At 64.0% G+C, this 23,401-nt stretch carries 25 protein-coding genes and 1 tRNA gene; 6 read left to right on the top strand and 20 right to left on the bottom strand.

The genetic code is table 11. The features are described 5' to 3' along the window. The first annotated feature begins 153 nt into the window (after positions 1-153). On the top strand, positions 154-1,875 hold the full coding sequence (locus tag QMF81_RS10950) for an aldehyde ferredoxin oxidoreductase C-terminal domain-containing protein (protein WP_281750838.1): 1,722 nt from the start codon (positions 154-156) through the stop codon (positions 1,873-1,875). A 104-nt stretch (positions 1,876-1,979) separates the two neighbouring features. Continuing rightward, a complete protein-coding gene (locus QMF81_RS10945; RefSeq protein WP_281750837.1) occupies positions 1,980-2,840 on the top strand; it encodes a YitT family protein in 861 nt (286 codons plus the stop codon). A 3-nt stretch (positions 2,841-2,843) separates the two neighbouring features. Here QMF81_RS10945 and QMF81_RS10940 read toward each other — a convergent pair whose 3' ends face one another. From QMF81_RS10940 to QMF81_RS10925, 4 genes are read right to left on the bottom strand one after another with little or no spacing between them, the layout of a single operon-like run. Next, positions 2,844-4,046: a trypsin-like serine protease gene (locus QMF81_RS10940; RefSeq protein ID WP_281750836.1), complete on the bottom strand. Its 1,203-nt coding sequence runs from the start codon at positions 4,044-4,046 to the stop codon at positions 2,844-2,846. An 18-nt stretch (positions 4,047-4,064) separates the two neighbouring features. Continuing rightward, complete coding sequence (locus QMF81_RS10935; RefSeq protein WP_281750835.1) at positions 4,065-6,242, bottom strand: VacB/RNase II family 3'-5' exoribonuclease; 2,178 nt, start codon at positions 6,240-6,242, stop codon at positions 4,065-4,067. Then, a complete protein-coding gene (gene lpxK / locus QMF81_RS10930) occupies positions 6,239-7,291 on the bottom strand; it encodes a tetraacyldisaccharide 4'-kinase (RefSeq protein WP_281750834.1) in 1,053 nt (350 codons plus the stop codon). The genes QMF81_RS10935 and lpxK overlap by 4 nt, the downstream gene beginning before the upstream one ends. Continuing rightward, on the bottom strand, positions 7,291-7,992 hold the full coding sequence (locus QMF81_RS10925; RefSeq protein ID WP_281750833.1) for a Bax inhibitor-1/YccA family protein: 702 nt from the start codon (positions 7,990-7,992) through the stop codon (positions 7,291-7,293). Before QMF81_RS10925 ends, lpxK begins: the two co-directional genes overlap by 1 nt. Positions 7,993-8,285: 293 nt before the next feature. Here QMF81_RS10925 and QMF81_RS10920 point away from each other — a divergent pair, with 293 nt between their 5' ends. Next, entirely contained in the window at positions 8,286-8,684 is a 399-nt protein-coding gene (locus tag QMF81_RS10920; RefSeq protein ID WP_281750832.1) for a prepilin-type N-terminal cleavage/methylation domain-containing protein, read from the top strand. Positions 8,685-8,858: 174 nt separating this feature from the next. Here QMF81_RS10920 and mnmE read toward each other — a convergent pair whose 3' ends face one another. From mnmE to rpmH, 6 genes are read right to left on the bottom strand one after another with little or no spacing between them, the layout of a single operon-like run. Continuing rightward, entirely contained in the window at positions 8,859-10,244 is a 1,386-nt protein-coding gene (gene mnmE / locus QMF81_RS10915; protein WP_281750831.1) for a tRNA uridine-5-carboxymethylaminomethyl(34) synthesis GTPase MnmE, read from the bottom strand. After that, on the bottom strand, positions 10,217-11,032 hold the full coding sequence (locus QMF81_RS10910) for a Jag N-terminal domain-containing protein (RefSeq protein WP_281750830.1): 816 nt from the start codon (positions 11,030-11,032) through the stop codon (positions 10,217-10,219). Before QMF81_RS10910 ends, mnmE begins: the two co-directional genes overlap by 28 nt. Positions 11,033-11,041: 9 nt before the next feature. Then, positions 11,042-12,652 (bottom strand): membrane protein insertase YidC, encoded by a 1,611-nt coding sequence (gene yidC, locus QMF81_RS10905; protein WP_281750829.1) that lies wholly within the window; start codon positions 12,650-12,652, stop codon positions 11,042-11,044. Between the two features lie 3 nt (positions 12,653-12,655). Beyond that, complete coding sequence (gene yidD, locus QMF81_RS10900) at positions 12,656-12,889, bottom strand: membrane protein insertion efficiency factor YidD (protein WP_281750828.1); 234 nt, start codon at positions 12,887-12,889, stop codon at positions 12,656-12,658. Continuing rightward, a complete protein-coding gene (rnpA, locus tag QMF81_RS10895) occupies positions 12,838-13,257 on the bottom strand; it encodes a ribonuclease P protein component (protein ID WP_281750827.1) in 420 nt (139 codons plus the stop codon). Before rnpA ends, yidD begins: the two co-directional genes overlap by 52 nt. Then, positions 13,254-13,388, bottom strand: coding sequence for a 50S ribosomal protein L34 (rpmH, locus tag QMF81_RS10890; protein WP_281750826.1), 135 nt, complete (start codon positions 13,386-13,388; stop codon positions 13,254-13,256). Before rpmH ends, rnpA begins: the two co-directional genes overlap by 4 nt. 253 nt (positions 13,389-13,641) lie before the next feature. Here rpmH and QMF81_RS10885 point away from each other — a divergent pair, with 253 nt between their 5' ends. Then, the gene (locus QMF81_RS10885) at positions 13,642-14,223 is read left to right on the top strand and encodes a phosphatase PAP2 family protein (RefSeq protein ID WP_281750825.1); all 582 of its coding nucleotides are present in this window, start codon (positions 13,642-13,644) and stop codon (positions 14,221-14,223) included. On the opposite strand, the gene QMF81_RS10880 is transcribed toward QMF81_RS10885, so the two are convergent. Both QMF81_RS10880 and QMF81_RS10875 read right to left on the bottom strand, forming a co-directional pair. Continuing rightward, positions 14,189-14,470 carry a lipid-A-disaccharide synthase N-terminal domain-containing protein gene (locus tag QMF81_RS10880; protein WP_281750824.1) on the bottom strand — a complete coding sequence of 94 codons (282 nt, stop codon included), beginning with the start codon at positions 14,468-14,470 and terminating at the stop codon, positions 14,189-14,191. The genes QMF81_RS10885 and QMF81_RS10880 overlap by 35 nt on opposite strands. Before the next feature lie 6 nt (positions 14,471-14,476). Further along, positions 14,477-15,220 carry a glycosyltransferase family 2 protein gene (locus QMF81_RS10875; RefSeq protein ID WP_281750823.1) on the bottom strand — a complete coding sequence of 248 codons (744 nt, stop codon included), beginning with the start codon at positions 15,218-15,220 and terminating at the stop codon, positions 14,477-14,479. Between the two features lie 62 nt (positions 15,221-15,282). Between QMF81_RS10875 and QMF81_RS10870 the strand changes: the two genes are divergently transcribed. Further along, positions 15,283-15,359 (top strand) — tRNA-Met (locus tag QMF81_RS10870). A 153-nt stretch (positions 15,360-15,512) separates the two neighbouring features. Here the strand turns inward: QMF81_RS10870 and QMF81_RS10865 are convergent. The 8 genes from QMF81_RS10865 to QMF81_RS10830 are packed head-to-tail and all read right to left on the bottom strand — an operon-like array spanning position 15,513 to position 22,312. After that, positions 15,513-15,845 (bottom strand): heavy metal-binding domain-containing protein, encoded by a 333-nt coding sequence (locus tag QMF81_RS10865; protein ID WP_281750822.1) that lies wholly within the window; start codon positions 15,843-15,845, stop codon positions 15,513-15,515. A 39-nt stretch (positions 15,846-15,884) separates the two neighbouring features. Then, positions 15,885-16,214: a DUF190 domain-containing protein gene (locus tag QMF81_RS10860; RefSeq protein WP_281750821.1), complete on the bottom strand. Its 330-nt coding sequence runs from the start codon at positions 16,212-16,214 to the stop codon at positions 15,885-15,887. 28 nt (positions 16,215-16,242) lie between these two features. Beyond that, positions 16,243-16,614 carry a fluoride efflux transporter CrcB gene (crcB, locus tag QMF81_RS10855; RefSeq protein WP_281750820.1) on the bottom strand — a complete coding sequence of 124 codons (372 nt, stop codon included), beginning with the start codon at positions 16,612-16,614 and terminating at the stop codon, positions 16,243-16,245. Then, the gene (locus QMF81_RS10850) at positions 16,611-18,359 is read right to left on the bottom strand and encodes an aldehyde ferredoxin oxidoreductase N-terminal domain-containing protein (protein ID WP_281750819.1); all 1,749 of its coding nucleotides are present in this window, start codon (positions 18,357-18,359) and stop codon (positions 16,611-16,613) included. The genes crcB and QMF81_RS10850 overlap by 4 nt, the downstream gene beginning before the upstream one ends. Then, positions 18,356-18,760: a 4Fe-4S binding protein gene (locus tag QMF81_RS10845; RefSeq protein WP_281750818.1), complete on the bottom strand. Its 405-nt coding sequence runs from the start codon at positions 18,758-18,760 to the stop codon at positions 18,356-18,358. The genes QMF81_RS10850 and QMF81_RS10845 overlap by 4 nt, the downstream gene beginning before the upstream one ends. Then, positions 18,757-19,506, bottom strand: coding sequence for an RsmE family RNA methyltransferase (locus QMF81_RS10840; RefSeq protein ID WP_281750817.1), 750 nt, complete (start codon positions 19,504-19,506; stop codon positions 18,757-18,759). Before QMF81_RS10840 ends, QMF81_RS10845 begins: the two co-directional genes overlap by 4 nt. After that, positions 19,503-20,585 (bottom strand): glycine cleavage system aminomethyltransferase GcvT, encoded by a 1,083-nt coding sequence (gene gcvT / locus QMF81_RS10835; RefSeq protein ID WP_281750816.1) that lies wholly within the window; start codon positions 20,583-20,585, stop codon positions 19,503-19,505. The genes QMF81_RS10840 and gcvT overlap by 4 nt, the downstream gene beginning before the upstream one ends. An 11-nt stretch (positions 20,586-20,596) precedes the next feature. Continuing rightward, complete coding sequence (locus tag QMF81_RS10830) at positions 20,597-22,312, bottom strand: hypothetical protein (RefSeq protein ID WP_281750815.1); 1,716 nt, start codon at positions 22,310-22,312, stop codon at positions 20,597-20,599. A gap of 89 nt (positions 22,313-22,401) precedes the next feature. Here QMF81_RS10830 and QMF81_RS10825 point away from each other — a divergent pair, with 89 nt between their 5' ends. After that, positions 22,402-23,391 (top strand): GAF domain-containing protein, encoded by a 990-nt coding sequence (locus QMF81_RS10825; RefSeq protein WP_281750814.1) that lies wholly within the window; start codon positions 22,402-22,404, stop codon positions 23,389-23,391. Positions 23,392-23,401 lie beyond the last annotated feature (10 nt).

Below are 23,401 nucleotides of genomic sequence, written 5' to 3'. Positions count from 1 at the left end.
GTGCTTGCCGGGGTTGCGGAGGATATGGCGGGGGATGGCGCATGCTAGGTCCTGCACTACGATGAACGTATCCCAACAGGGTCGGTTCTGCCGGCCCTGTTGGTGTTTTGAGGCGATTATGCTCAAATGGACAGTATAGCCATGGAGGAACTGATGAAGATTCTACGCATCAACACCCGTACCCGTACCTACCGTTTCGAGGATCTGGGCGAGTATGCCGGCCTGGGCGGTCGGGCGCTCACCTCGCGTATCGTGAACCGCGAGGTGCCGGCGGACTGCCATCCGCTTTCGGCGGAAAACAAGCTCATCCTTGCGGCGGGCATCCTCGCGCCGACCACGGCGGCCAACTCGGGGCGGATGTCCGTGGGCGCCAAGTCCCCGCTTACCGGCGGCATCAAGGAGAGCAATTCCGGCGGCCAGTTTGCCAATACCCTGCCCAAGCTGGGGCTGTTGGCCATTGTCCTGGAGGACAAGCCCGAGGCCGGGGCGCCGATGATGGACATCGTCGTGCGGCCTGATCGTGTGGAGTTCCACGACAGCGTCGCCGCCGGCATGCGTACCTACGCGGCCCAGGAAAAGCTGCTGGCCACCTATGGCAAAGACATGGTCACCGCCATGGTGGGCCCGGCGGGCGAGCAATGCCTCTCGGCGGCTACGGTGCAGTTCTCGGATCCCGATGGTCTGCCGTCGCGGTCCGCAGGGCGCGGGGGCATGGGCGCCGTCATGGGCTCCAAGCGGGTCAAGGCCATCCTTTTGGACAGCACCGCCACTGGGAAGGTGACGTATGCCGATGAGGAAGGCTTCAAGGCGGCGCGCAAGGAGTGGGTGGACATCATGCGCAACCACCCGGTGACCAGCCAGGGCTTGCCGGGCTTTGGCACGGCGGTGCTGGTGAACGTCATCAACGCCGCTGGCGCCCTGCCCACCAAGAACTTCCGCTCCGGGCATTTCGATGGTGCGGAGAAGATCTCCGGCGAGACCTTGGCCGAGACCATCACCAAGCGCGGCGGCAAGACCAAGCATGGGTGCCATTCGGGGTGCATGATCCAGTGCTCCCAGGTCTATCATGACAAGGACGGCAAATACCTCACCACCGGTTTCGAGTACGAGACCATCTGGGGCTTTGGCGCGGACCTCATGGTGGACGATCTCGACGATATCGCCATGATGGACCGGACCTGCGACGAAGTGGGCATGGACACCATCGAGATGGCCAACACCATGGCCATGGCCATGGAGGCGGGCATCATCAATTGGGGCGATGGCAAGGCCGTGATCCGCGAGCTCAATAAAGTCGGCACGGACGACCCCTTGGGCCGCATCTACGGCAACGGTACGGCCTATACCGCCAAGGCCTTTGGTGTGGACCGGGTGCCGGTGGTGAAGAATCAGGCCCTGCCGGCCTATGACCCACGGGCGGTCAAGGCCGTTGGCGTCACCTATGCCACGAGTCCCATGGGCGCGGATCACACCGCCGGCTATGGCGTGGCGCAGAACGTCCTGAAGGTGGGCGGCGACGTGGACGGCCACCAGAAGGAAGGTAACGTGGAGGTCTCCAAGAACCTTCAGGTGGCCACTGCCGCCATCGATTCCTTGGGCCTGTGCCTGTTCGTGGCCTTTGCCGTGCTCGACGACGCCCGCGGCGTGCCCTGCATGGCCAAGATGGTGGAGACCTTTACGGGCAAACCCTTCTCCGTGGACGACCTCATCGCTTTGGGCGCCAACTGCCTCAAGGACGAGCTGGACTTCAACCGTCGGGCCGGTTTCACCCCCGAGGACGATCAGCTGCCGCGCTTCTTCCAGACCGAAACCCTGCCGCCCCATAACGTGGGCTGGGGCTATACGGTAGAAGAGCTCCAGGGCGCCAAGGTCTAACGAACGCACCCCCCCTGGACTTACTGGATACCCCGGGCATGTCCTGGGGTATCCGTTTTTCCGGGCACTTGGACTGTTGTCGGCGGCACGGGGAGATACGAAGGATGCAACTGCGCCACGTTACGTATTCGGTCTGGTGGAATCTGATGCTGCTCACCTTGGGGGCGCTGGGCATTGCACTGGCGGTCCAAGGCGTGGCCGTGCCCCATCGGCTCATTACTGGGGGGATTTCCGGCCTCAGTTTGATTTGCTTTTATCTTTTTCCGGGCGTGTCCCCGGGGAAGTGGCTGTTTCTCCTCAACATCCCCATTGCCCTGGCCGGGTGGTTCTGGGTGAGCCGCCGCTTTATCCTCTACACCATGTATGGCATGCTGGCCACCACGGTGCTTCTCGAGGTGTTCCACCAGCCCTTTCCCATTCAGGACCCTATGCTGGCGGCCATCGCCGGCGGGGTGTTTTTAGGGGGCGGGGTCGGGCTCTGTCTGCGTTCCTTGGGGTCTTCGGGCGGGGTGGATGTCATTGCCGTGATCCTGCACCAGCGCTTTGGCCTGCGCATGGGGCAGGTGGGTTTCGCGTGCAATCTTGCCGTGTTCGCCTTGGGATGGTGGTTTTTGGGCGATCTCGACCGCATCCTCTATTCGTTGGTCATGGTGTTCGTGAGCGCGCAATGCGTGGACACGGTGGTGGGCATGTTCAACCAACGGAAATTGGTCATAGTCATCTCTGACCACCACGAGGCCATCACGCGCGCCATTCTTCAAGACATCCATCGCGGAGTTACCCTGCTCCAAGGGCATGGTGGGTATACCGGGGCCCCCAAGCAGGTCATTTTGACGGTGGTGAACACCGTGCAGCAAAAGCGCCTGGAAGAGATCATCTTTTCCCTGGATCCCAATGCCTTTGTCATCGTGGAGAACACCTTGAACGTGCTCGGCCGCGGGTTTTCCCAGCGCAAGGTGTACTAGGGGTTAGACCCAAGCGTCGTCGTCGAGGATGGTGCGCATGGCCGTGAGTTGCACCACTCCGGGACCGAAGCTGCCCCCTTGGGGATTGAAGACGTCGAGAAAGAAGTTTTCCGGGCCTTCGGGGAGCGTATCGCCGATGACTTCCACCGGGATCACGGCGTGGTCCTCGTCCGGGTAGAGCACCAAACGTCCGGACACGGGCAGGTAATCCTCGAAGGCCGTGGCCGAGCCGTCCCGCGTGGCGAAATCCACGCTGACCCAGCTTTGCGGATCTTGGCGCTCGCCCAAGAACTGGACGAGAAAATACACGAGCGTCGTGCCATGGTCGCCCTCGGCAACGCTTGGGACCACCTCTGCCGGCCGGGTGGGGGCGTCGTGGTACGCGGCGCGCAGCGTTTGGTCGATCCATTGCTGGTGGACGGAGACCCGCTGCCAGCCCGCCACCTCCCCAAAGGAGCCGTTGACCGTATCGTCGATGTCCGGGTGCGCCGAGCTTGTCCAAAGACTTGCCCCGTAGCTGGCAACGCCGGCGATCTTCCCGTCCACGAAGGCCGGTCCGCCGCTGTCTCCTGGGGTGATGATGGCTTCCGAGGCCCCTAGGCCCAGATGCGAGACGCCGAGCAGTTTTCCTAAGGCGTCGCGCAGAACACTTCCGCTATCCATGTCCGCGGCGAGCTGCACCCCAGGCTTGGGTGTCCAGGCCAAGAGACCCTTGGCGTTCAAAGCGGCCATGTCCGCGTCGAACCGGTTCTGCCCCCAGATTTTCGTGGGGCCACCTACTGCGGTCCCCTGCAGCCCTGTGCCGGGTTCGCCGTACCCCACCAGGGTGAAGGTCCGGCCCAGTTCGTCCTCCTCCCGGTAGATGGGGTAGCGCTCAGCCGTCACCGGCGCGGGGCTAGTGAGCTCCAGGATGGCCAGGTCGTGGTTTTCGTTGAAGAGATCGAAGAGCGGATGTACGGCCACCCTGTGGACCGCGATCGTGGTGCTGCCCCACGGGCCGTCGACCTCGACGTTGAGTGGCCAGAGGATGGTCCCGTTTTCCTCGACCACGTGGGCGGCGGTGAGTACGTGGCGGCCGTCCGGCAAAAGCGTCCCGGTGCCGGCAAAGCCTTGGGCGTGCACATACACGACACCGTCAAAGCCCATGCCGGGGCTGACGGCAAAGTCCCACAAGGAAGAGACGAAAGAGACAGCAAGAGACGGCATGTGCCACTCCAGTTGAGATTAGCGCCGGCGGCGTCGGAGAGTTTTGCGTTTCGGGAGCGGGGCCTTGGGGCTTTGGGGCCTTGGGCGCGAGGACGCCGCGCGAGACCCTTCGTGGGCCAGGGTGAAGTTGAGCTCTGCCCGGGCGAGGTTTGCCTCCACCAAGGCCACCTGAACGCGCTCTCCCAGCCCGATGCGTCGGCCCGAGCGGGTGCCGAGGAGCTCGTGGCGCGTTGCATCGAAGCTCCAGAATTCCGAGAGGGTTGCCAGGCGCACCATGCCGTCCACAGGGATGCCCGCCAGCTCTACCCAAAAGCCGAATTCGGCCACACCGGAGACCACGGCATCGAAGACTTCGCCTTCGCGCCCCTGCAAGGCCAAGATGGCGGCGCGCTTAGCCATGTCCCGCTCTGCCTCGGTGGCGCGGCGCTCACATCCGCCCAGGGCCTCGCATTGGCGCGCCAGACTCTCCACGGCAAAGGGGTCGGGTCTATTGTGGATGAGGGCCTTGAGAGCGCGGTGGGTCAAGAGGTCGGCGTAGCGGCGGATGGGGGAGGTGAAGTGGCAATAGGCGACCGAGGCCAGGCCGAAGTGGCCTTCGTTGGTGGGAGCGTAGGCGGCCTGCATGAGGGAACGCAAGACCAGTCGGTGTACCAGGTCTTCGTGCGGGGTGTCGCGCACGGCGGCGAGGAGATTTTGCAGGGCGCGCAGGTCGAGGGTGCGCGGGACCTCGGCAATGATGCCGCTTCCCACCAGGTGGGTGAAGAGGGCCTCCAGCTTGGCCGGGTCCGGGGCGGGGTGGATGCGGTAGGGAAAGACGCGGTGGTGGTCTTCGAGCATGCGGGCCACGGCCTCGTTGGCGGCGATCATGCACTCTTCCACGATGCGGTGGGCAAAGAGCCGGGGCCGGCTGGCCACGGTGACGGTGCCGTCCTCGGCTTCGCGGATGACCGCCTCCGGGATGTCCAGGTCCAGGGTGCCGCGGGAGAGGCGCTGGTGCCAGAGGGCCTGGGTGAGGCGGGCGGCTGCGGAGAGCATGGTGTGGAGCTGGGGTGGCACGGCGCCTTCCTCGCCGTCCACGAAGCGCTGCACCGCCGTGTACGTGAGTCGGGCTGCACTCTGGATGACTGCCTCCAGCGGGTGCGCGGCGATGAGTTCGCCGTCGCGACTGATGGTGAGGTCCACGGCCATGGCCAGACGCTGCACTCCTGGCCGCAAGGAGCACAACCCGTTAGAGAGGCGCTCGGGCAGCATGGGTTCCACGGACAGGGGAAAATAGTAGGAATTGCCGCGCTCTTGCGCCTCGGTGTCCAGGGCGGAGCCGGGGCGCACGCAGTGGGCCACGTCGGCGATGGCCACCACCAGACGGAAGCCGTTTGCGGTTTCTTCCACGAAGATGGCGTCATCGAAATCCCGGGCGCGCTCGTCGTCGATGGTGACCAGGGAAAGCCCGCGCAGATCGGTGCGGCCCTCCCAGTCGCTGGGGTCTTCGGGCAAGGCCGCGGCCTCGGTGAGGACTGCTTCGGGCCAGGACTGCGGGATGGCGTGCACGAGCTTCACCATGGCCTCTTGGGTGGAAAGCCGCGCTTCGGCGCCGAGCACGCTGGCGGCGTCAAAGCGCCACAGCCGCGGGCCCAAAGGGGTGGGATCCTCGCCCAGGACCATGTCGCCGGCAGCGGCGGACAGTTGCGCGGTGCGCACATGGGCCACCAAGGGCATGCGCGGGTCGGTGGGCCGGGCAAGCCACAGGCCGGGGGAGATCTCCCGCTCCAGCACCAGGGGGACCTGGGTTTGCCGCCGCTCCATGACCCGGCGCACCCGGCCGCGCAGCTCCCGGCGCTCGGCAAGCAGGATCACCTCCACCAGGTCCCCGGGCCAGGCGTCGCCCAAGTCTTCAGGCATGATGGGGATGGTCCCTTCTTCGGGGTGGCGGACCACGCCGTGGCCGCTGCGGCGGATCTCCAGGACCGCCGCAAAGCTCGGCAAGGTTTCGGCAGCCATGAAGCTTCGGCCCACAGGCACCACCAATCCTTCTTCGGTCAACTGGGCAAGCAGGGTGCGCAAAAGGTCCTTGCGCGCGGCTGCGGCCTTGCCGGTCAGGCCGGCGGTGAAGAATTCCGCCATGTGGCGGCGCCGTACCGGTGTTTTTTGTTCTTTGATCCAGGCAAGAAGCGTCGTTTTGGTCAGTTTCAAGGTCACAGATGCTCCTGCGCACCCCAGCGCTCGGAAATCCATTGGGAAAAGGGCGGGTGCGCGGTAATGGGGGAAAAATCTACAGTCAGGTCCAAGATCCAGAGCCGCTCGTCCGCAAGGGGCGCCAGCTTCACGGCGTCTTTACCGGTGGCGAGGATGATGTCCGCGTGCAGGCGGGTGGCGGTTTCGTGGATAGAGTGCCAGTCCGAGGCCGAAAAGGGGTGGTGGTCCGGGAAAGTGAGGTGCCCCAGAGGGTGGACGCCCAGGTCCCGCTGCAAGAGGCGCCACACCCTTCCGGGCCGGGCCACGCCGGTGACCAGGAGGGCGCGGGCGTTGTGGAGGCGGGTGCGTTTTTCCGTACCGTGCATCTGGCGGGCGGCAGGGATGCGGAACTCCATGCGATAGATGGGGCGTTGGGTCCCCAGACGCAGGCGGGAGAGCACGTCGAGCATCTCTTCATCCATGGCCTCGCAGCCCACGAGAAAGGCGTGGGCCCGGGCGAGGGCCGAAGCGTCTTCCCGCCAGGGGCCGGCAGGCAGCACCCGGTTCCAATCTGCATCCAGATCGTCGGGGGCGAGAAGGCACAGGTCGACGTCGCGCTGGACGCGCAGGTGCTGGAACCCGTCATCGAGGATGACGAGATCGAAGGGTTTTTCCGCCAGGGCCTTGCGCCCGGCCCGTACCCGGTCGGGGTCCACCATGATGCGCGCCCAGGGCGCGTGCTGGGCAAGGAGCAGGGGCTCGTCGCCGGCCTCGTCCACCGGGCTGGCAGGGGTGACAGGGTAGGGGAGAAACGGCGGCCGGGAGCGGTAGCCGCGGGTGAGCACCAATGGCGTCAGGCCGCGCTCCTTGGCCCAGGTGAGCAGCCAGGCCACCATCGGCGTCTTGCCGGTGCCGCCCAGGCGGATATTGCCCACGCTGATGCAGGGCACCGGCGGCCGCCAGGAACGAAGAAGGCCCCGGCGGTATGCCTGGGCCCGGATACGCAGGGCAGCGCCGTACGCCTGGCTTGCGGGGCGCGCCAGCGCCAAGAAGACCTGCTGCCAGCGGGACATCAGTCGCGCGAACCGCCAAAGAAGCGCAGCAGCATGAGGAAGAGGTTGATGAAATCCAAATAGAGCCGCAGGGCGCCGAGGATGGTGCCGCGGCGGATGGCCAGGGCGTCGTCCATGGGCGCGGTCTCGCCCATCTGGCGCAGCATCTGGGTGTCGTAGGCCGTCAGGCCCGTGAATACGAGCACCCCCACCGCGCTGATGACGAAGTCCACCGCAGGGCTGGCCAGGAAGATATTCACCACCGAGGCCAGGATGATGCCCACAAGCCCCATGAAGAGAAAGCTCCCCATGCCGGAGAGGTCGCGCTGGGTGGTGGCGCCGTAGATGCTCATGACCCCGAAGGTGCCGGCAGTGACGAGAAAGGCCTTGAACACCGCGGCCCCGGAATAGGCAAGCAGCACGGCGGACAAGGTGGCGCCGTTGAGGGCGCTGTAGAGGAGAAAGAGTCCGGTGGCCGTGCCGGCGCTCATGCGGTGCACTGCACCGGAAATGGCCAAGACCAGGCCCAATTCGCCGAGCACCAGGCCCCAGAACACCAGGGGCGAGCCAAAGATGATGCCGGCGATGGCCGCACTGGTGACAACACCGTAGGCCACCAAGGCGGTCACGAGCAGGCCTGCGGTCATCCAATGATACACGCCACGCAAAAAGGCGTTGGTGGCGGCCACGCTGGGTGCGGAACTCATGGTACGGTAGGCCATGGAAGGTCTCCTTTTGGAGTAGGGGTTGCGAAAGTCAGTCCCGATGGTGCCCCGTTGTAGAGCATGGACCGGGGAAGTCAAGGGATGGGGGGATGGATGGACCAAAATGGGCACTTGTCTGCCCAAAATGGGCGGATGCCGCCAGGGCGCGAGCGCGTCCGCCACCGGGCCGCGCGTCCATGGGCTTCAAAAAACAACGGGTTTTGCTTGTGGCACGATTCTGGATAGGAAAGTGGCCCAAGCGGCGCCCCCTGCGTCCAGATACACCATTTTTTTCGAGGAGGTATTGACCTATGAAGATTCGTCGAGGCGAAAAGGGTTTTACGCTGGTGGAATTGCTCATCGTCGTGGCCATTATCGGCATCCTGGCGGCCATCGCCATCCCGCAGTTCACCAAGTACAAAAGAAATGCGGCCAAGAGCGCGTGTGAATCGGATCTGCGCAACTGTATGTCGGAAGCGACGGCTGTTTTTTCTGCCAATGGCACTAACCAGACAAACTGTACAACACTGCCTGGGAACAAGTTGAGTGCAGTGGTATATGTTGCACAGAATGGAACTGTGTCTTTGAGTAATACTTATGCGTTGTCGTCTAACGTTTCTGTTACCCCTGACGGTGTGTATAGTGGTATTACTGGTGTCACTGCGAGCATTGTCAACGGCAGTGCTTTCTGTAATGTGACTGGCCTCTAAAAACTTTTCTGCTGGCGATCGGTCTATAGCCGGGCTCTGCCCGGCTTTTTTTTGTGCCTGCCTATGGCCGCTGAGCTCGGACGGCTTGGAGGTGCGTGCTTTTGGGAAGCCCAGGGGCTTTGCATCCGCGGCTGCGGCAGCTCGTGGTCCCTGGCAGCTGTACCTGTATCTGCACTATTTGCCGATGCAGAAGCGCGCAAACACCGCGTCTAGTACTTCGTCCGTGGTGACTTTCCCGGTGATGGCCGCCAGGTGGGCGGCGGCGGCGTCCAGGTGCACGGCAAGGAGGTCCGCGGGCAGGGCGTTTGCAGCGGCGCAGAGTTCGGTGAGTTCGTCCCTCGCGGCGTGCAGCAGCTGGGCCTGGCGTTCGTTGGGGGTGAGCCCTGTGCCTTCCGGGGCCTCGGCTTCCAGGATTTGGCCAAGAGCCGCTTCCAGGGTATCCAGCCCTGCCCCGGTGTGGGCGCAGACCATGACCTGCGGGGCGCTGTTCCAGGGGGGATCCTGGACCCAGGCGGGAACGTGGGGGACGAGGTCCATTTTGGTCACCACCACGAGCTTGGGCTTGTCCAGGTCCATGAGGCGCAGGTCTTCGGCGTCCGGGGTGGAGGTGGCGTCCAGCACCACGAGCACGACGTCTGCGGCGCGCAGCATGTCTTGGGTGCGGCGGATGCCTTCGTGCTCGATGGGGTCCTGGGGGTGGGTCCGCAGGCCTGCGGTGTCGGTAAGGCGCACGGGAAAGCCGGCCACCAGGAGGGGTTCTTCCAAGACGTCCCGGGTGGTGCCGGGCAGGGCGCTGACAATGGCCCGCTCCCGGCCGAGGAGGGCGTTCATGAGGCTCGATTTGCCGGCGTTGACCCGGCCGGCGAGCACCACCAGGGCGCCGTTTCGGGCCAGGGCCCCGCGCCGGGCCCCGGCCAAAAGCTGGTCGATGGGGGTGAGGATGGCCTGGACGCGCTTGCGGATATGCTCCGGCTCCAGCTCCGGCAGGTCTTCTTCGGGAAAGTCCACCGCCACCAAGAACTGCGCCCGCAGGGAGAGGACCGCCTCCCGCAGGGCGTCCACCGCCTGGGAGAGGTGCCCGTGGAGGCGGTCTTCCGCCTGGGCCAGGGCCAGGGGCGAGGTGGCGGCGATGGTCTCCTGAATGGCCTCGGCCTGGGCGAGATCCAGCTTGCCATGGAGAAAGGCCCGCCGGGAGAATTCCCCCGGGCCTGCGGGCTCGGCCCCCAGGGCCAGACAGGCGCCAAGGATGTGGCGCAGCACCAAGGGCCCGCCATGGGCGTGGATTTCGAGCACGTCCTCGCCGGTAAAGGAATGGGGGGCCCGGAAGAGCACCACCAGGGCCTGATCGAGAACGGCGTGGGTGTGCGGGTCGCGGATGCGCCCGAGGTGGAGGCGCGCCGATTGGAAGTCGGTGAAGGTGCGGCTTTGGGGCTCGAACAGGGCGCGGCCGATGGCGTGCGCCTTGGGTCCGGAGAGGCGCACGATGCCGATGGCCCCCGGACCCGGCGCAGTGGCGATGGCCGCCACGGTGCCTAGGGGGTGCGGCGTCGGTTGGGACATACCAGCACGCGCTTCAAGGGCCCGCTGCCTTTGCTCACGGTGCGCACTTCGGTGTCGTCGCGCAGGGCGAGGTGCACCATGCGGCGGTGGAAGGAGGACAGCGGACCGGTGCTCTGGATGCGGCCGGAACGTTTGGCCCGCGCCGCCAGGCTCTGGGCCAGGGAGCGCAGCCGCTGGATCTGCCGGGCGCGGAAGTCCCCTGCGTCGAGCTGCACCCGAGGGGCCTCGCGCCATGCCTTGGTGAGCATGCGGTTGAGGAGGTATTGCAGGGCCAGGATGGTCTGGCCTTCGCGGCCGATGATGAGACCGTTGTGCTCCTCGTCGTCTACGCGCACGATGATACCGTCGTCGTCCTGACGCACGCTGATGGCAGGCTCCTTGCCGCAGATGGGGACAAGCAGCGGCGTGAGCAGCCGGAGCACTTCCTTCGTGAGCCGCTCCATCTCTTCGGGGGAGTGCGCCCGGCCTTGGGGAGGCATCTCGTCGTCCTCGTCGTCTTCGCTTTCGGAGGCGTCTCCTTCCGGCGCGTCGGAAGCGGCATCGTGCAGGCGCGTGGGATCCTCAAGACGCGGCGTATCTTCGCCGTCGTCGTGGAGCGACTCGAGCACCGCGGGCGGCCGCCGGCGGGCGAGGACGACGGCCTTTTTGGCCCCCAGGCCGAAGATGCCAGGGGACCCCATGCTGACAATATCGATTTCCAGATCTTCCCGCTCCACCCCCAAGGCCTGGCAGGCCAGGAGGATGGCCTCATCCACGTTTTTGCCTCGAAACTCGCGAAAGGGGTGCATGGCGGCTCCTTAGTTGGCTGGTTTGGCGGAACGGGTGAGCAGCCATTGCTGGAAGATGGAGAGCACGTTGTTCACCAGCCAGTAGACCACGAGCCCCGAGGGGAAGCTCAAGAAGAGGAAGGTGAAGATCACGGGCATGGCCATCATGATCTTGGCCTGGGTGGGGTCTGCGGCCGAAGGCGTCATGCGCTGCTGGAGGAACATGGTGGCGCCCATGACCAGCGGCGTGATGTAGAGCGGGTCCTTGGCCGAGAGGTCCGCCAGCCACACGATGTCGGTGCCCGGCAGATGGGGGATGAAGGGCGCGTGCCGCAGTTCGATGGCGCCCAAAAGCGCCTGATACAGGGCAAAGAATACCGGGATCTGGAGCAGCATGGGCAGACATCCGCCCGCGGGATTGACCTTGTAGGTCTTGTAGAGCTGCATGATCTCGGCGTTCATCTTTTCGCGGTCATCGGCGTACTTTTCCCGGATCTTGGCCATGAGGGGCTGGATGCGGCGCATCTGATCCATGGACTTATAGCTCTTGTGCGACAGCGGCCAGAAGAGGATCTTGATGATCACCGTGAGGATGATGATGGCCACCCCGTAGTTGCCGCCGGTGTGGGCCGCAAGAAAGACCAGGAAGCGCTTGAGGGGTTTGGCGATGACATCGAAAAATCCGTAGTGGATGGCCTGGGAAAGCCCCCCGGGCATGGCGGCCAGATCCGCCTCGGTCTTGGGGCCGAGGTAGTAGGTGAGGGTTCGTACCTGACTGACTCCAGGGTCCACAATCAGGGCATCGGCCAAGGCCACGCGGTATATCCCGTCTTCCAGCTTGGCCCGCAACAGCATGTCGCCGCTGGTGGGCACTGCGGCCATGAGGAAGTAATTGCTTTCAATGCCGCCCCAGCGCACGGGCTGTTCCGAGGTAATGCCCGCCTGTAAATCCTTGGGATCGCCTTCCTGTGTCAAGGCATTGGCGAGGTACGCGATCTGGGTGCGGTTGTATTTGTCGTCCGGGGCGCTGAGGCCTGTACTGGCCAGGGTCGTCGAGAGCTGGCCTTTGGCTTGGGCTTTGCCTTGATTGGTGAGGCGCACTTCTTCCTGGATGGCGTAGGAGTCGCCTTGAAAGCGCAAGATGCGCACGACCTCCAGGTCCCCGAGACGCGTGGAGAGCTGGATGCTGCCCGATTGGGTGGTATCCAGGGTGAGGTCCCCCCCCTGCACCTGCCACGCGCCCGTCCAGGTGGGAGTCAAGTCCCAAAGGAGACCGAGGGGCGCTTTGGCCAGCGAGGTCTGCGAGATGAGGTCGATGGGAGGGGCGTCGGGCGCGATGGTGGTGGTGTAGTGTTTGAGGGTAAAGCTTTCCAGAATGCCGCCTGCGGTATTGATTACCGCCCGGTAGCGCGGCGTCTCCACGGTGAGGCGTTTGCCCGCGGCGGTGAAGGCCGGCTGGAGAGCGGACGACGCGGCAGGCGCCTGCAGCGCAGAAGCTTCCGGAGAGGATTGCGGCGGTTGCGCGGCGGTTTGGTTTTCGGGCGCGACGGGGGTGCGCGGTGCGGGAGGAAACAGGAAATTCCAGCCCACGAGGACTGCCAGAGAGAGGACAATAGCCAGAATGACGCGAGGGGTGTCCATGATTTACACTCTCTTTTGAGGTGACGGCACCGGATCGATTCCTCCGGCGCACAAGGGATGGCATCGCAAAAGCCGCCAGATGGCAAGCAGGCTGCCGCGCCCAAGGCCGTGGATTTCCAGAGCTTCTTTGGCGTATTGGGAGCATGAAGGGACGAAGCGGCAGCACGGGGCGTACCAGGGAGAGATCAGGCGTTGGTACGCGGTGAGGATACGCGCGGCTGCGCGGCCGAGGTGCATACGGATACGTCCTGTTGGTTGACGAAACGATGGATACGGAGAAGTGCTGGCAGGATCTCCTGGCGTACTTCCGCCAGGCTCACCTGGCGCAGTGACACGCCACGCCGAGCAATGACCACGATATCGAGTCCCCGAGGGATGGCGTCGGCGTGCAGACGAAAAAGCTCCCGCAGCACGCGTTTGGCGCGGTTGCGCAGCACAGCGCTCCCATGCTTGCGGCTGATGGAGAGTCCCAAACGCCACGGGCCGGCGTCATCCCGTACCACCACGACCAGTACCCATTGTGACGTGACGAAGCGGCGGCCATGGGCGTAGCACCGGTGAAAATCCGGCCGCCGCTTGAGGCGGAAACGGGCCGGAAGACTCAAACCGCCAAACGTTTGCGGCCCTTGGCCCGGCGGCGGTTGATGACAGCGCGTCCGTTTTTGGTGCGCATGCGCACGAGAAAGCCATGCGTCCGTTTCCGGCGAGTGGTGCTCGGCTGGTATGTTCTTTTCATTGCAGTTCTCCTTTGCAAAAAAGTAAACGGGAAAATTAGCCGCAAAATACGGATGCGTCAAGAAAGGTGTGCAGCGTCGTTGGAGCCAGGGGGAGGCAGCGGGGCTGGTTTGCGCTGCTGGCCAGGTGGCGGATTTTTTTTTAGACGGATTTTGCGGGGAGTATGGGAATCGAAGGAGTCTGGATGGTTGCTTCGCAACTCGCCATCCCGAATTGTCGGCAATCCGCCGAGAATGGGAACCGAAGGAGTCTGGATGTTTGCTTCTGCCCCTTGGGATCAATCCCTTTTCGCGGCGATCAATGGCGCCCGGTGGGTGCTTTTGGACTGGGTCATGCCGCTTGCCTCAAGCACGGTGGTGCTCTTGGGTTTGGCCGTGGCCGCGGTGGTGTGGACGCTTCGGCAAAGCGGCCTGCGCCAGGCCGGGATCGTGGCCCTCGCCCTGGCCGCGGTCGTGGGCGTGAGTGACTTGACCTGCGGGGTGGTGAAAAAGATCGCCCATCGTCCGCGTCCGCTCGCTGTGGAGCACGGGGTTTGGGCCCATGGCGATGCGGGCTGGCAGCACTGGGAAGATCCGCCTGGGGGGGGCAAATCGTCGTTTCCTTCCGCCCATGCGGCCAACGCCATGGCCGCGACGGTGGTGCTGCTGACCGTGGGAGGCTGGCGGCGGCGTGTTTTGTGGCTGTCTGGGATTGTAGGCTATTCGCGCATCTACCTCGGCAAGCACTATCCGACGGACGTGCTGGCGGGGTTTGCCGTAGGCCTGGCCGTGGGCCTGGTGATTTCGGTCCTCGTGCAGTCTTTTAGGTCGCGTGGAGCCGCTTCTCCCGGCGGATGAGAATGAGGTTGCGGATATAAATGATGAACCCCGTGGACTGGCCGACGATGAAGACGATGTCGTGGCGGAGCACGGCGTAGATCAAGAGAAAAAGGCTGCCCAAGAGGGAAAGATACCAGAATTCCAGCGGGATGATGCTTTTTTTCTGGCGTTCGGACGCCAGCCATTGCCAGAAAAAACGCAGAAAAAAGCACGCCTGCCCGGTGAAGCCGATGGCCAAAAGCCACCATTCGGTGGAGAAGTTCATAGGATATCAGGGCGTCGGTGGAAGGTTGGTTTCACGGACACGCCAGGACACGTGGCGGTGCTGCATCCAGCGCACGGCCAAGAGGTCCCACCAAGCGGTCCAAGCCCGATCCAAGATGCCATACTTGGAAACTCCGCGGGTGCGTGGCCGGTGGTGGACCGGCATTTCCGCCACCCGGGCGCCGTGCATCTTCATGAGTGTGGGCAGAAATCGGTGCATCCCGGTAAAGACCGGCAGACGCCGCGCCAAGTCCGTGCGCAGCACTTTGAGGGAGCAGCCCGTATCGCGCACGGTCTCTCCCGTGAGGGCGTTGCGGATGGCGTTGGCAAGCCTCGAGGCGCCCCGCCGCACCCAGGTGTCCTGCCGTTTTTCCCGCCAGCCGATGACCATATCCACGTCACCCTCGGCGTAGCGCGCCAGAAGCCGGGGGATGTCTGCCGGGTCGTTTTGTAGGTCTGCATCCAAGGTGACGATGACCTCGCCTCCAGCATGGGCAAAGCCTGCGGCAAAGGCCGCAGACTGGCCGTGGTTGCGGTCGAAGGCCAGGTAGCGCACCCTGGAGTCTGCTGCGGCCAGGGCCTTGATGCAGGCAAGACTGGTGTCGGTGCTCCCGTCGTCCACCAAGAGGATTTCCCACGCATACGGGAGATCCTCCAGGGCTTCCCGGCATTGCCGGTAGAGCTCCGGGAGGTTTTCTTCCTCGTTGTAGACTGGAATCACAAGAGAAATAGTGTGAATGTCGGTGTGCATAGAAAAATCTGTCTAAAGGGTTTGACATCCGCTGTAAACATGTTTAAATATCTTCTTCGTGACGCGGAGTGGAGCAGCATGGTAGCTCGTCGGGCTCATAACCCGAAGGTCGGAGGTTCAAATCCTCCCTCCGCAACCAAGAAATCACAAGGGCCTTGCCGCTGGGCAGGGCCCTTTGCTTTTGGTGGCATGTCGCCCGGATTGGGCGGCATGCGTTGGTTTTGAGGCAGGGGGCATTCTCGTCCAAGATACGGATTTCCCTCATCCTTTGCGGGTCGGGTCGCCAAACCCGTCAGGGCTCCCTGGCCTGGATGGTGACCGCCGTGCCGCTGACGCTTACCATGAGCATGCTGCCTTTGGCGCCCACAGTTTCGTAGTCGATATCGATGCCCACCACGGCGTTGGCCCCCAGTTGGTGGGCTTTTTGGTGCAGTTCTTCCAGGGCGATGCGGCGCGCTTTTTCCAATTCTTTTTCGTAAGATGCTGCCCGGCCGCCGACGATATCGCGGATGCTGGCAAAGAGATCGCGAAAGATGTTGGCCCCCAAAACGGCCTCGCCGGTGACGATGCCGTGATACGTGGTGATGGTGGAGCCTTCCACAGTGGGTGTGGTGGTAAGGATCATCACAGACCTCCGGATGGTGGAGAAGAAACGGGACGCGCCCTAGGTTTGCGGCACCAAGGCGCGTAAGTCCAGGATCTCTACTTCCTCCCGTGTGATAAGCACGTGGGGCGCCAACTGGATGATGTCCTTGAGAAAGGCCTCCGAGGGCTCGATGGCATCCACGATTTCCAGCACCACGGGCAGACTCTCCGAGAGCCGCAGAATGGAGGCGTTGCGCATGCCGCGGGAGCCGAAGCCCATGAGCCCGCGAAAGAGTGTGGCACCTTTGAGCCTATGCTCCATAGCGCGATGAATCAGCGTGTCCGAGAGCCGTTTTCCCTCGAATCGATCGGTTTCACTGAAATAGATGCGGATACGTTGACCGCGCATACTGGACCTCCAGGGGGCGGAGGGCGCGCTACAGGAGGCGCGCCAGCACCATGCCCAGATAAAGGGCGAAAAAGCCTACGGCCACCTGCCCGGCGGCGTTGAGGACGGCGAGCCCTACCGCGCCGCTTCGCATCAAGGCCATGGTTTCGAAAGTGAAGGTGGAGAACGTGGTGAAGGCGCCAAGAAAGCCAGTGAGCAGCGCAAGGCGGGTTTCCGGGGGAAGCGCCATACGTTCGTCGAGCAATGTGGCAATAAGTCCGAAGAGAAAACAGCCCACCACATTCACCACCGCAGTGCCCATGGGAAACGAGCCCGGCCAGCGCGTTTGCACCACTCCAGCCAGGGCCCAACGGCTGAGCGCCCCCAGAGCCCCGGCCACGGCGAGGATGAGGTACTTCATGCCGGCACCTCCGCAGCCAGCGCTTTGATGGCCTGGGCATAGGCCTTTTGAAGCTCTGCCAGATAGTGGGCATCCACGGGGCCGCGCCAGGTGACCACTTCGGTGAAGCGCCGCGGGATGGGGATGGCCGTGGGATTAAACCCAAAGGCGAGGCGTTGCTGCCAGCGGCGCGCCTGCAGGATGCGGGCCGTGGCGGCAAGGTCGCTGGCCAGGTCCCCCATGCCGATGGCGGTAAGGCATTGGGCCAGGCGTTCGCGGCTATATACCTTGCGGGCAAAGAGGCAAGCCACCATGGAAGTGAGCAGTACCCGTTCGGCTTCGTCTCCCACGAGGAAACGCACGGCAGCTGCGGTGTCCTGGGGAGGATTGGCCTGATCGTAGCTATAGGCGCCGGTATCCAGATGCGAGTGGCGCAGGCCCAGCGCCTGGCTCACGAAGAAGGTCTCTCCAGTGGCGTAGCCCGCCATCTCTTGGCCGAGTACGCAGGCGAAGTCCGCGCCGCCGTACACCTGGGCGGCGGCGTCGGCACCTTGGGCCAGGTGGGCCCAAAATTCTTGGCGCGCTTCGGCCATGCGGGTGATGGCTTCCCGGTAGACGTGGGTTGCGCCGAAGGCCAGGCGCAGGCCGGTGTGCGCCTCGGTGATGATGCCGCGTTCCATGGCCTCCGTGGCCCAGGCCAGGGCCACGCCGGCGCTCATGGCGTCAAGACCGGCCTTTTCCACGTCGTCGAGGAGCGCCAGCACCTCGGTAGGGGCGCGCAGATCAAGCATGGTGCCCAGGGCGAAGATGGGTTCGTAGTCGTAGGACACCTGGCGGTAGAGGTAGCGGTTGTCTTGGGGCAGGAATTTTTCCCGCACGAAACCGATGTGCACGCAGCCCACCGGGCATCCGGCGCAGGCGGCGTTGCGCAGCAAGGCCGTGTCCGCGAAGTGCTGGCCGCTCATGGAACCGATGGCCTCGGGCTTGGAGGTGGCCTGGAGGTTACGCCAGGGCAGGGCCTGCAGGGCGTCCAGGGGCTCCAGATTCTCCGGCGTGCCGAGGTTGTGGTACTTGTGCATCATCTCCGTGTCCGTGAGGTCGCGGAAGATGTCGGCGTAGAGCGCGGCGTACCCTTTGCCTGTGGGAAGCGTTTGGTGCTCTTCGCCGGTGACGGCCACCGCCTTGATGTTTTTGGCCCCCAGGGCCGCGCCGCATCCCAGCCGGCCGAAGTGGCGGAAGGTATCCACATTGATGCAGGCCATGGGGGAGCGACGTTCGCCGGCCACGCCGATGCGCCAGATGCTGCGGTGTCCGGAGCCGGAGATCTGGCGGCGGATGAGTTTGGCGCAGGAGAGGGCGTCCATGCCCCAGAGATAGCCGGCGTCCTGGACGCTGACGTGGTGCGCCCCCACGTGCACCACGCTGGGGCGCGGGGCGCGGCCCACGAGCACCAGGGCATCCAGGCCGGCAAAACGCAGCGCCAGGGCCGAGCGGCCGCCGGCATGGGACTCGGCGTAGCCGCCGTGGCGCGGAGAGACGAAGGCGCACACGGTCTTGCTCATGAGCGGGAAATAGCCGGTGAGCGGGCCGATGGCGAAGATGATGGGTTGATCCGGGTGGTCCCAGGCTTCGGTGGGCCGGGCGTACTGGGAGAACAAGGTGGCGGCGAGTCCGGATCCGCCGAGGGCGGCGCGGGCCTCAGGCAGTCGGCGCAGCCGCGCCGTGCCGGTGTCCAGGTGTACTTCGAGGATGACCACAGGATTCATGACCCCACCTCCACAAGCTCCAAGCAGTCGTGCGGACAGAACGGCACGCATTGGCCGCAGTGAATGCACACGTAAATATCACCCGCGCGGTCCTGGGCGATGGCCCCTACAGGACACGCAGGCACGCATTGACCGCATTGGATGCACAGGCTTTTGTTGCGCACAACCCCACCGCCCGGCCGGGCCTTGAGACTGCCGGTGGGGCAGGCCGCGGCACACGGCGGCGGGTCGCAGGCCAGACAGACTTCCGCCTGGAAGCCCGTGGTGAGCCCTCCGGAAGAGGAAATGCGGATGCCGGCGTGCTCCCAGGAAAGGATCTTGTGGACCAAACGGGCGCAGGCCAGCGAGCAGCTATGGCAGCCGATACATCGATCCATGCGGGCGGCGACGAGACGTTTCATGATTCCTCCTGGGCGTCTTGGGACGGGGGAGATTGTTCCGTCTGATAGTGCGCAAGGGCCGCGACGTATACACCTGCGGTTTCGGCGCGCAGAATTCGGCTGCCGAGGGAGCGGGGGTGCCACCCGTGTTGGATGAAGGCCGCCACCTCCTCGTCGTCGAGCCCGCCTTCGGGGCCTACGGCCACCACGCACGGTGCGGCGAGATCCGCAAGGCGGATCCCCGCCGAGGCCGGGGCCTTTTCCCACAGCACGAAACGCCGGGCAGTGGCCGCCGCGGCGGCCAGCAAGGCCGCAAGAGAGGCAAAAGCGCGCAGCCCCGGCAGCCACGGGGACCTGCACTGCTTGGCTGCGGCCACGGCCTGGCGCAGCCAGACAGCGGGCCCGTCTTCCGGGATGTTCCCTTGGGAGAAACGGGCCTGCCACAACCAGATGTCCTGGATTCCCAATTCCACAGCCTTTTCCACGAGAAAACCCCGGCGGCCGCCTTTGGTCCAGGCCGCGGCCAAGATGAGCCCCTGGGGCCGCGGGTGCAGGGTCGGCGCGGCGTGCGCACGAAGCAGGACGCGCTTTTTGGTGGTTTGGGCAAGCACAAAGGGGCCGCTCCTTCCTGCGCCGTCAAAGAGCGTCACCATCGCCCCGGGCCGCAGGCGCAATACCGTCACCAGATGCCGGGCTTCGTCCGGGCAAAGCTCCACCGTGTCGGCCCAGGCGTGGGCTGGGGCGTAGACCCAGGGGGTGCGGCTCATGCCAGTTTGGTCCGCGCGGTCCCTTGGGTATAGAAGGGGAGCTCCACCCTGCGGGCAGCAAGCAGCGTCTTGGCGGCCTGGATGGCAAAGGTATCGGCGTCGGCGGCCTCGACCGCCACGTAGGCCAAGGCGATGGCGTACCCCAAGCTCGGGGCAAAGGAACCGCTCGTCACCTGGCCGACGACCCGGTCACCCACCAGCACGCTGTCGCCGTGCCGGGCGCTGCGCCGGCCTTCCAGGGCCAGGCCGACAAGGCGCTCACGCACCAAGGGCAGGGCGCTTTTGCCGATGAATTCCGCCGGCGAGGTGAGGAGCGCGCCGTAGCCCGCCTCCACCGGGGTGTGGGTGGTGTCCAGGTCCTGGCCGTAGAGGGGAAGGCCCATCTCCAGGCGCAAGGTGTCCCGGGCCCCGAGCCCTGCGGGCTTCACCACGGGGTGCTCGAGGAGCGCTTCCCAAATTTCCAGGGCGCGGCTCCAGGGGACGTAGAGCTCGACGCCCAACTCGCCGGTGTAGCCAGTGCGGCTCACCAAAAGCTCCATCCCGCGCCAGGTGACCGGACGGAAGGCGAAGTAGGCAAGATCCGTCCAGGTGCCGGGGATGACCTGCGCGAGCACGGCAAAGGACTGGGGACCCTGGAGGTCGATCTTGGCCGTGAGGCTGCTGCGGTCTTCCAGTGTGAGCCCGCGGGGCAGATGCTCGCGGATCCACGCCAAATCCGAGGCCGTGGTGGCGGCGTTGACCACGAGCATATAGTCGTCGGCAGCCAAGCGGTAGACGATGAGGTCGTCGAGCACCCCGCCGTTGTCGTTGAGCATGAAGCCGTAGCGGCAGCGCCCGGGTTTCAAGGTCTCCAGGTTGTGGGTGACGATGCGCGCCAGGGCCTCCGTGGCCCCGGGGCCGGAGAGGAAGAATTCCCCCATGTGGCAGATGTCGAAGACACTGGCCTGGGTGCGGGTGTGCTGATGTTCTTCCAGGATGCCGGTGTATTGGATGGGCATGTCCCAGTCGGCAAAAGGCGCCATGCGGGCGCCGTGGGCGCGGTGCCAGGAAGTCAGTGGCGAGGTATGCAGATCAGCCATAAAAATCTCCTTTATGTAGTGGTGCGGATGCGGCGGATGGCGTTGAGTTCGTCCACGAGGCCAACCAACCTGCCGTAATATTTTTTGATATGCAGGCCGCTTGGGGTCAAATCTTCGTCTTTGCGAGAAACATATTTCTTGACCAGGTAGCGGTCCGAGAGAATCTGTTCCGCAAAATGGATGGCCTTATCCATGAGTTCTGGGAAGTAGTTGACTGCTTCGAATTTGAACTCCGTGATGATTTTGACGGTCAAGGTGATCATCTCGTTGTAGGAAATCTTTTTGCCTCGGTAGAGCCTGCCTTTGAGGTCTTGGAGTTGTTTGACGCGCCGCGCTTGCTGGATGAAGCTATAGAGTTTCCAGACTTCTTGGTAGACGTCATGGAGTTGTGCAGAAAAAATATCGAGGTAGTCCTTGTTGAAGAGGTAGGAGTCGAGCACCTTGGTGATGGAGGCATAGAACTCGTCGGAATAGCCCACCATGCGGCGCTGATGCTTGGTGAGCCAGGCATGGAGGAATTTGAGCCGCTTCTCGTGGGTTTCGGTGTTTTCCACTACCTCCCGGCCTTTATAGAGAACTCGGCCCATGAACTCTCCGCGCACGATGTCGTTGAGCTTGAGGACCATGGTGTAGGAGTCCTTGATCAGGTTGATCCCCGTGAGGGCTTGGCCGGTGTGCGGATGGATGATCTCCTGGCGCAAGACCGAGATGGCGCGCTCTTGGCGCACGTTGTTGGGGTCGTATTTGTGCTGGCGGTAGGTGATGCGCACCAAGAGCACCCGGCGTTGGGGGTCGAGGAAATATCCGCCCTGCTCCAGGGGGTTGAGGGCTTCGGCGCTGCGGCTCTCGAGGCGGACGAGGCAAGTCTTGGTGACTTGGGGGTAGGGACGGCCGGGCTCGGCGCTCATGAGGGTGGTGATGGTGCGGTCCGACTGCCCGAGGACCTTGATGCAGAAACGCTCGCCCATCTTGTGGAGGCGGCGGGCGAAGATGGCGGCCGAGGTCTTGCGCTCCGAAGAGATGGGATAGCCGTAGAGTTCCATGAGAAATTGGTACACGAATTCCCGGTTGGCCACGTAGAGGCGGTTGTTGCCGGGCTGGAATTTTTTGATCTTGAGGCCGAAGCGCTTGAGCTCCGTGTCCAGGTCTGAAGGAAATGAGGCATAGATTCCCGAGAGGTAGAATTCCCCGCGGCTATCGCGGGAGAAGACGTGCGCCCGGTCCATGTGTCCCAAGAATTGGATGAGGGTGGAGTAGGCTGCAGGGTCAGCGATGCTGAGTGCGGACGTGGCCTCGCGGAAGGCTTCCCGTTGGTGTTTGGGCAGGTGGCGTTCAAAGGCCTCTTGGTTGTGGCGGTGGATGTTTTCCTCCAGGAGGCAAAAATCTCCTGCGGGTGCGGCATCGGGGTCGTGGCAGGTACGGAGGATATCGTATTGGAAGACCTCGTCCAGCGGGCTTAAGGGGCGGTCAAAGATGACCATGGAGAACCCGGGCAGGGCTGCGTATTCGAAGAGACTGGGCTCGAAGGAAGGAAGCAGCTCGCGGGGGTCCACCAGGGGATAGTCCGGGGTCTCGGCGTAGGGTTTGGCCAGGCAATACTTCATGTGCACCAGCTCGATGAAGCGGGCAAGCTCCGTCAGGGTGCAGAGTGGGTGGGCCGGTGCCAGCGTGCCGTCTTCCAGGCAGCGCACCTCGGGCGCGTGGGAAAAAAGCGATTGCCAATGCATGGGGCCTCGAATATCCGTCGCGGTCGCTGGAAAAGAAAAATGGCATGTTTTTGCCTTGGCGTAAAGGCGGATGCCAGGGAAGGATGTGGATGTCCGAACCTTCTTTCGCGATAGAACGTCTTCTGGAAGCTGTGGCCTCGGTGCTGGACGCCTATGAAGTCGTGTGGGTGGGACCAAGCGTCGGGGGGTTCGCCGTGCGTGCGGGTTTTTGCTTGGCGGGGGAGGTGCCGCGCGGTGTTCCGGTCTGCGTCGGGCAGGGGCTTGCGGGCTGGGTGCTCAAAAACGAGACGCCGTTGCTGGTCGACCATTTGGATCGCACGGCCTCCCACTTGGGCTATGGCCCTGCGCCGCAAGGCGCCAAGGCTTTTTACAGCTGCCCGGTGCCCGGCGGCCGTGGGGCGCTCTGTGTGACGAGCAAGAAAACCTACGCCTTGAGCGTCAAGGACCAAAAAATCCTTGAGCTTTTTGCCCGCACCCTTGCGGCCATGGATCAGGAGACTGCAGCCAGCCGCAGCGTGGATGACGAGGCCCGCTTGGCGGTGTGTTTGCAGCGGCTCTGCGCCTTGCGGGAGCAGCACCCTCGGTGGTCGGAGTTTCTGGGGTGTTTCTTGCGGGATTTGGCCCAAGGGCTGGAGGCCACCCATGCCTTTTTGGTGGTGAGCGACGAGTGGGGCAAGGGATACCTCCTGGAGGCATCCACCGCCCCGCTGTTTCGTAATCCCGTGTGGGAAGGCAAGGTCTTTGAGGCGGGCAGTGGCATCCTCGGCTGGGTGTTCAAGAAGAACCAGCCCGTGGTGTTCGGCCAGGAGTGCGGGGAAATGGCAGGCATGCCGCTTTTTGGTCGGCAAACCCCAGCGGTGGAGCTCCGGACCCTCATGGCCTTTCCCCTCAAGGTGCATCGTCGGTGCCGTGGCGTCCTCGCCGCCGGCCACCTGGAGAGCTGTGCGGTGCGCCTGGCGCAGCATGGATTCATGCGTGCTGCAGCGGACTATTTGGCCTTGCTCTTGGAAAATCTCTACCTGCGCAACCGTATGAACGCCCGCAAGGCGCACTCGGGTGCGCCATCAACGTCTCTCTAAAGGAGAGGAT

The sequence above is a fragment of the Thermodesulfomicrobium sp. WS genome, from assembly GCF_027925145.1.
In the GTDB taxonomy this organism is placed as follows: Bacteria; Desulfobacterota; Desulfovibrionia; order Desulfovibrionales; family Desulfomicrobiaceae; genus Thermodesulfomicrobium.
Note: the sequence above shows the minus strand (reverse complement) of the source record. Positions and strands in the feature narration are given on the sequence as shown.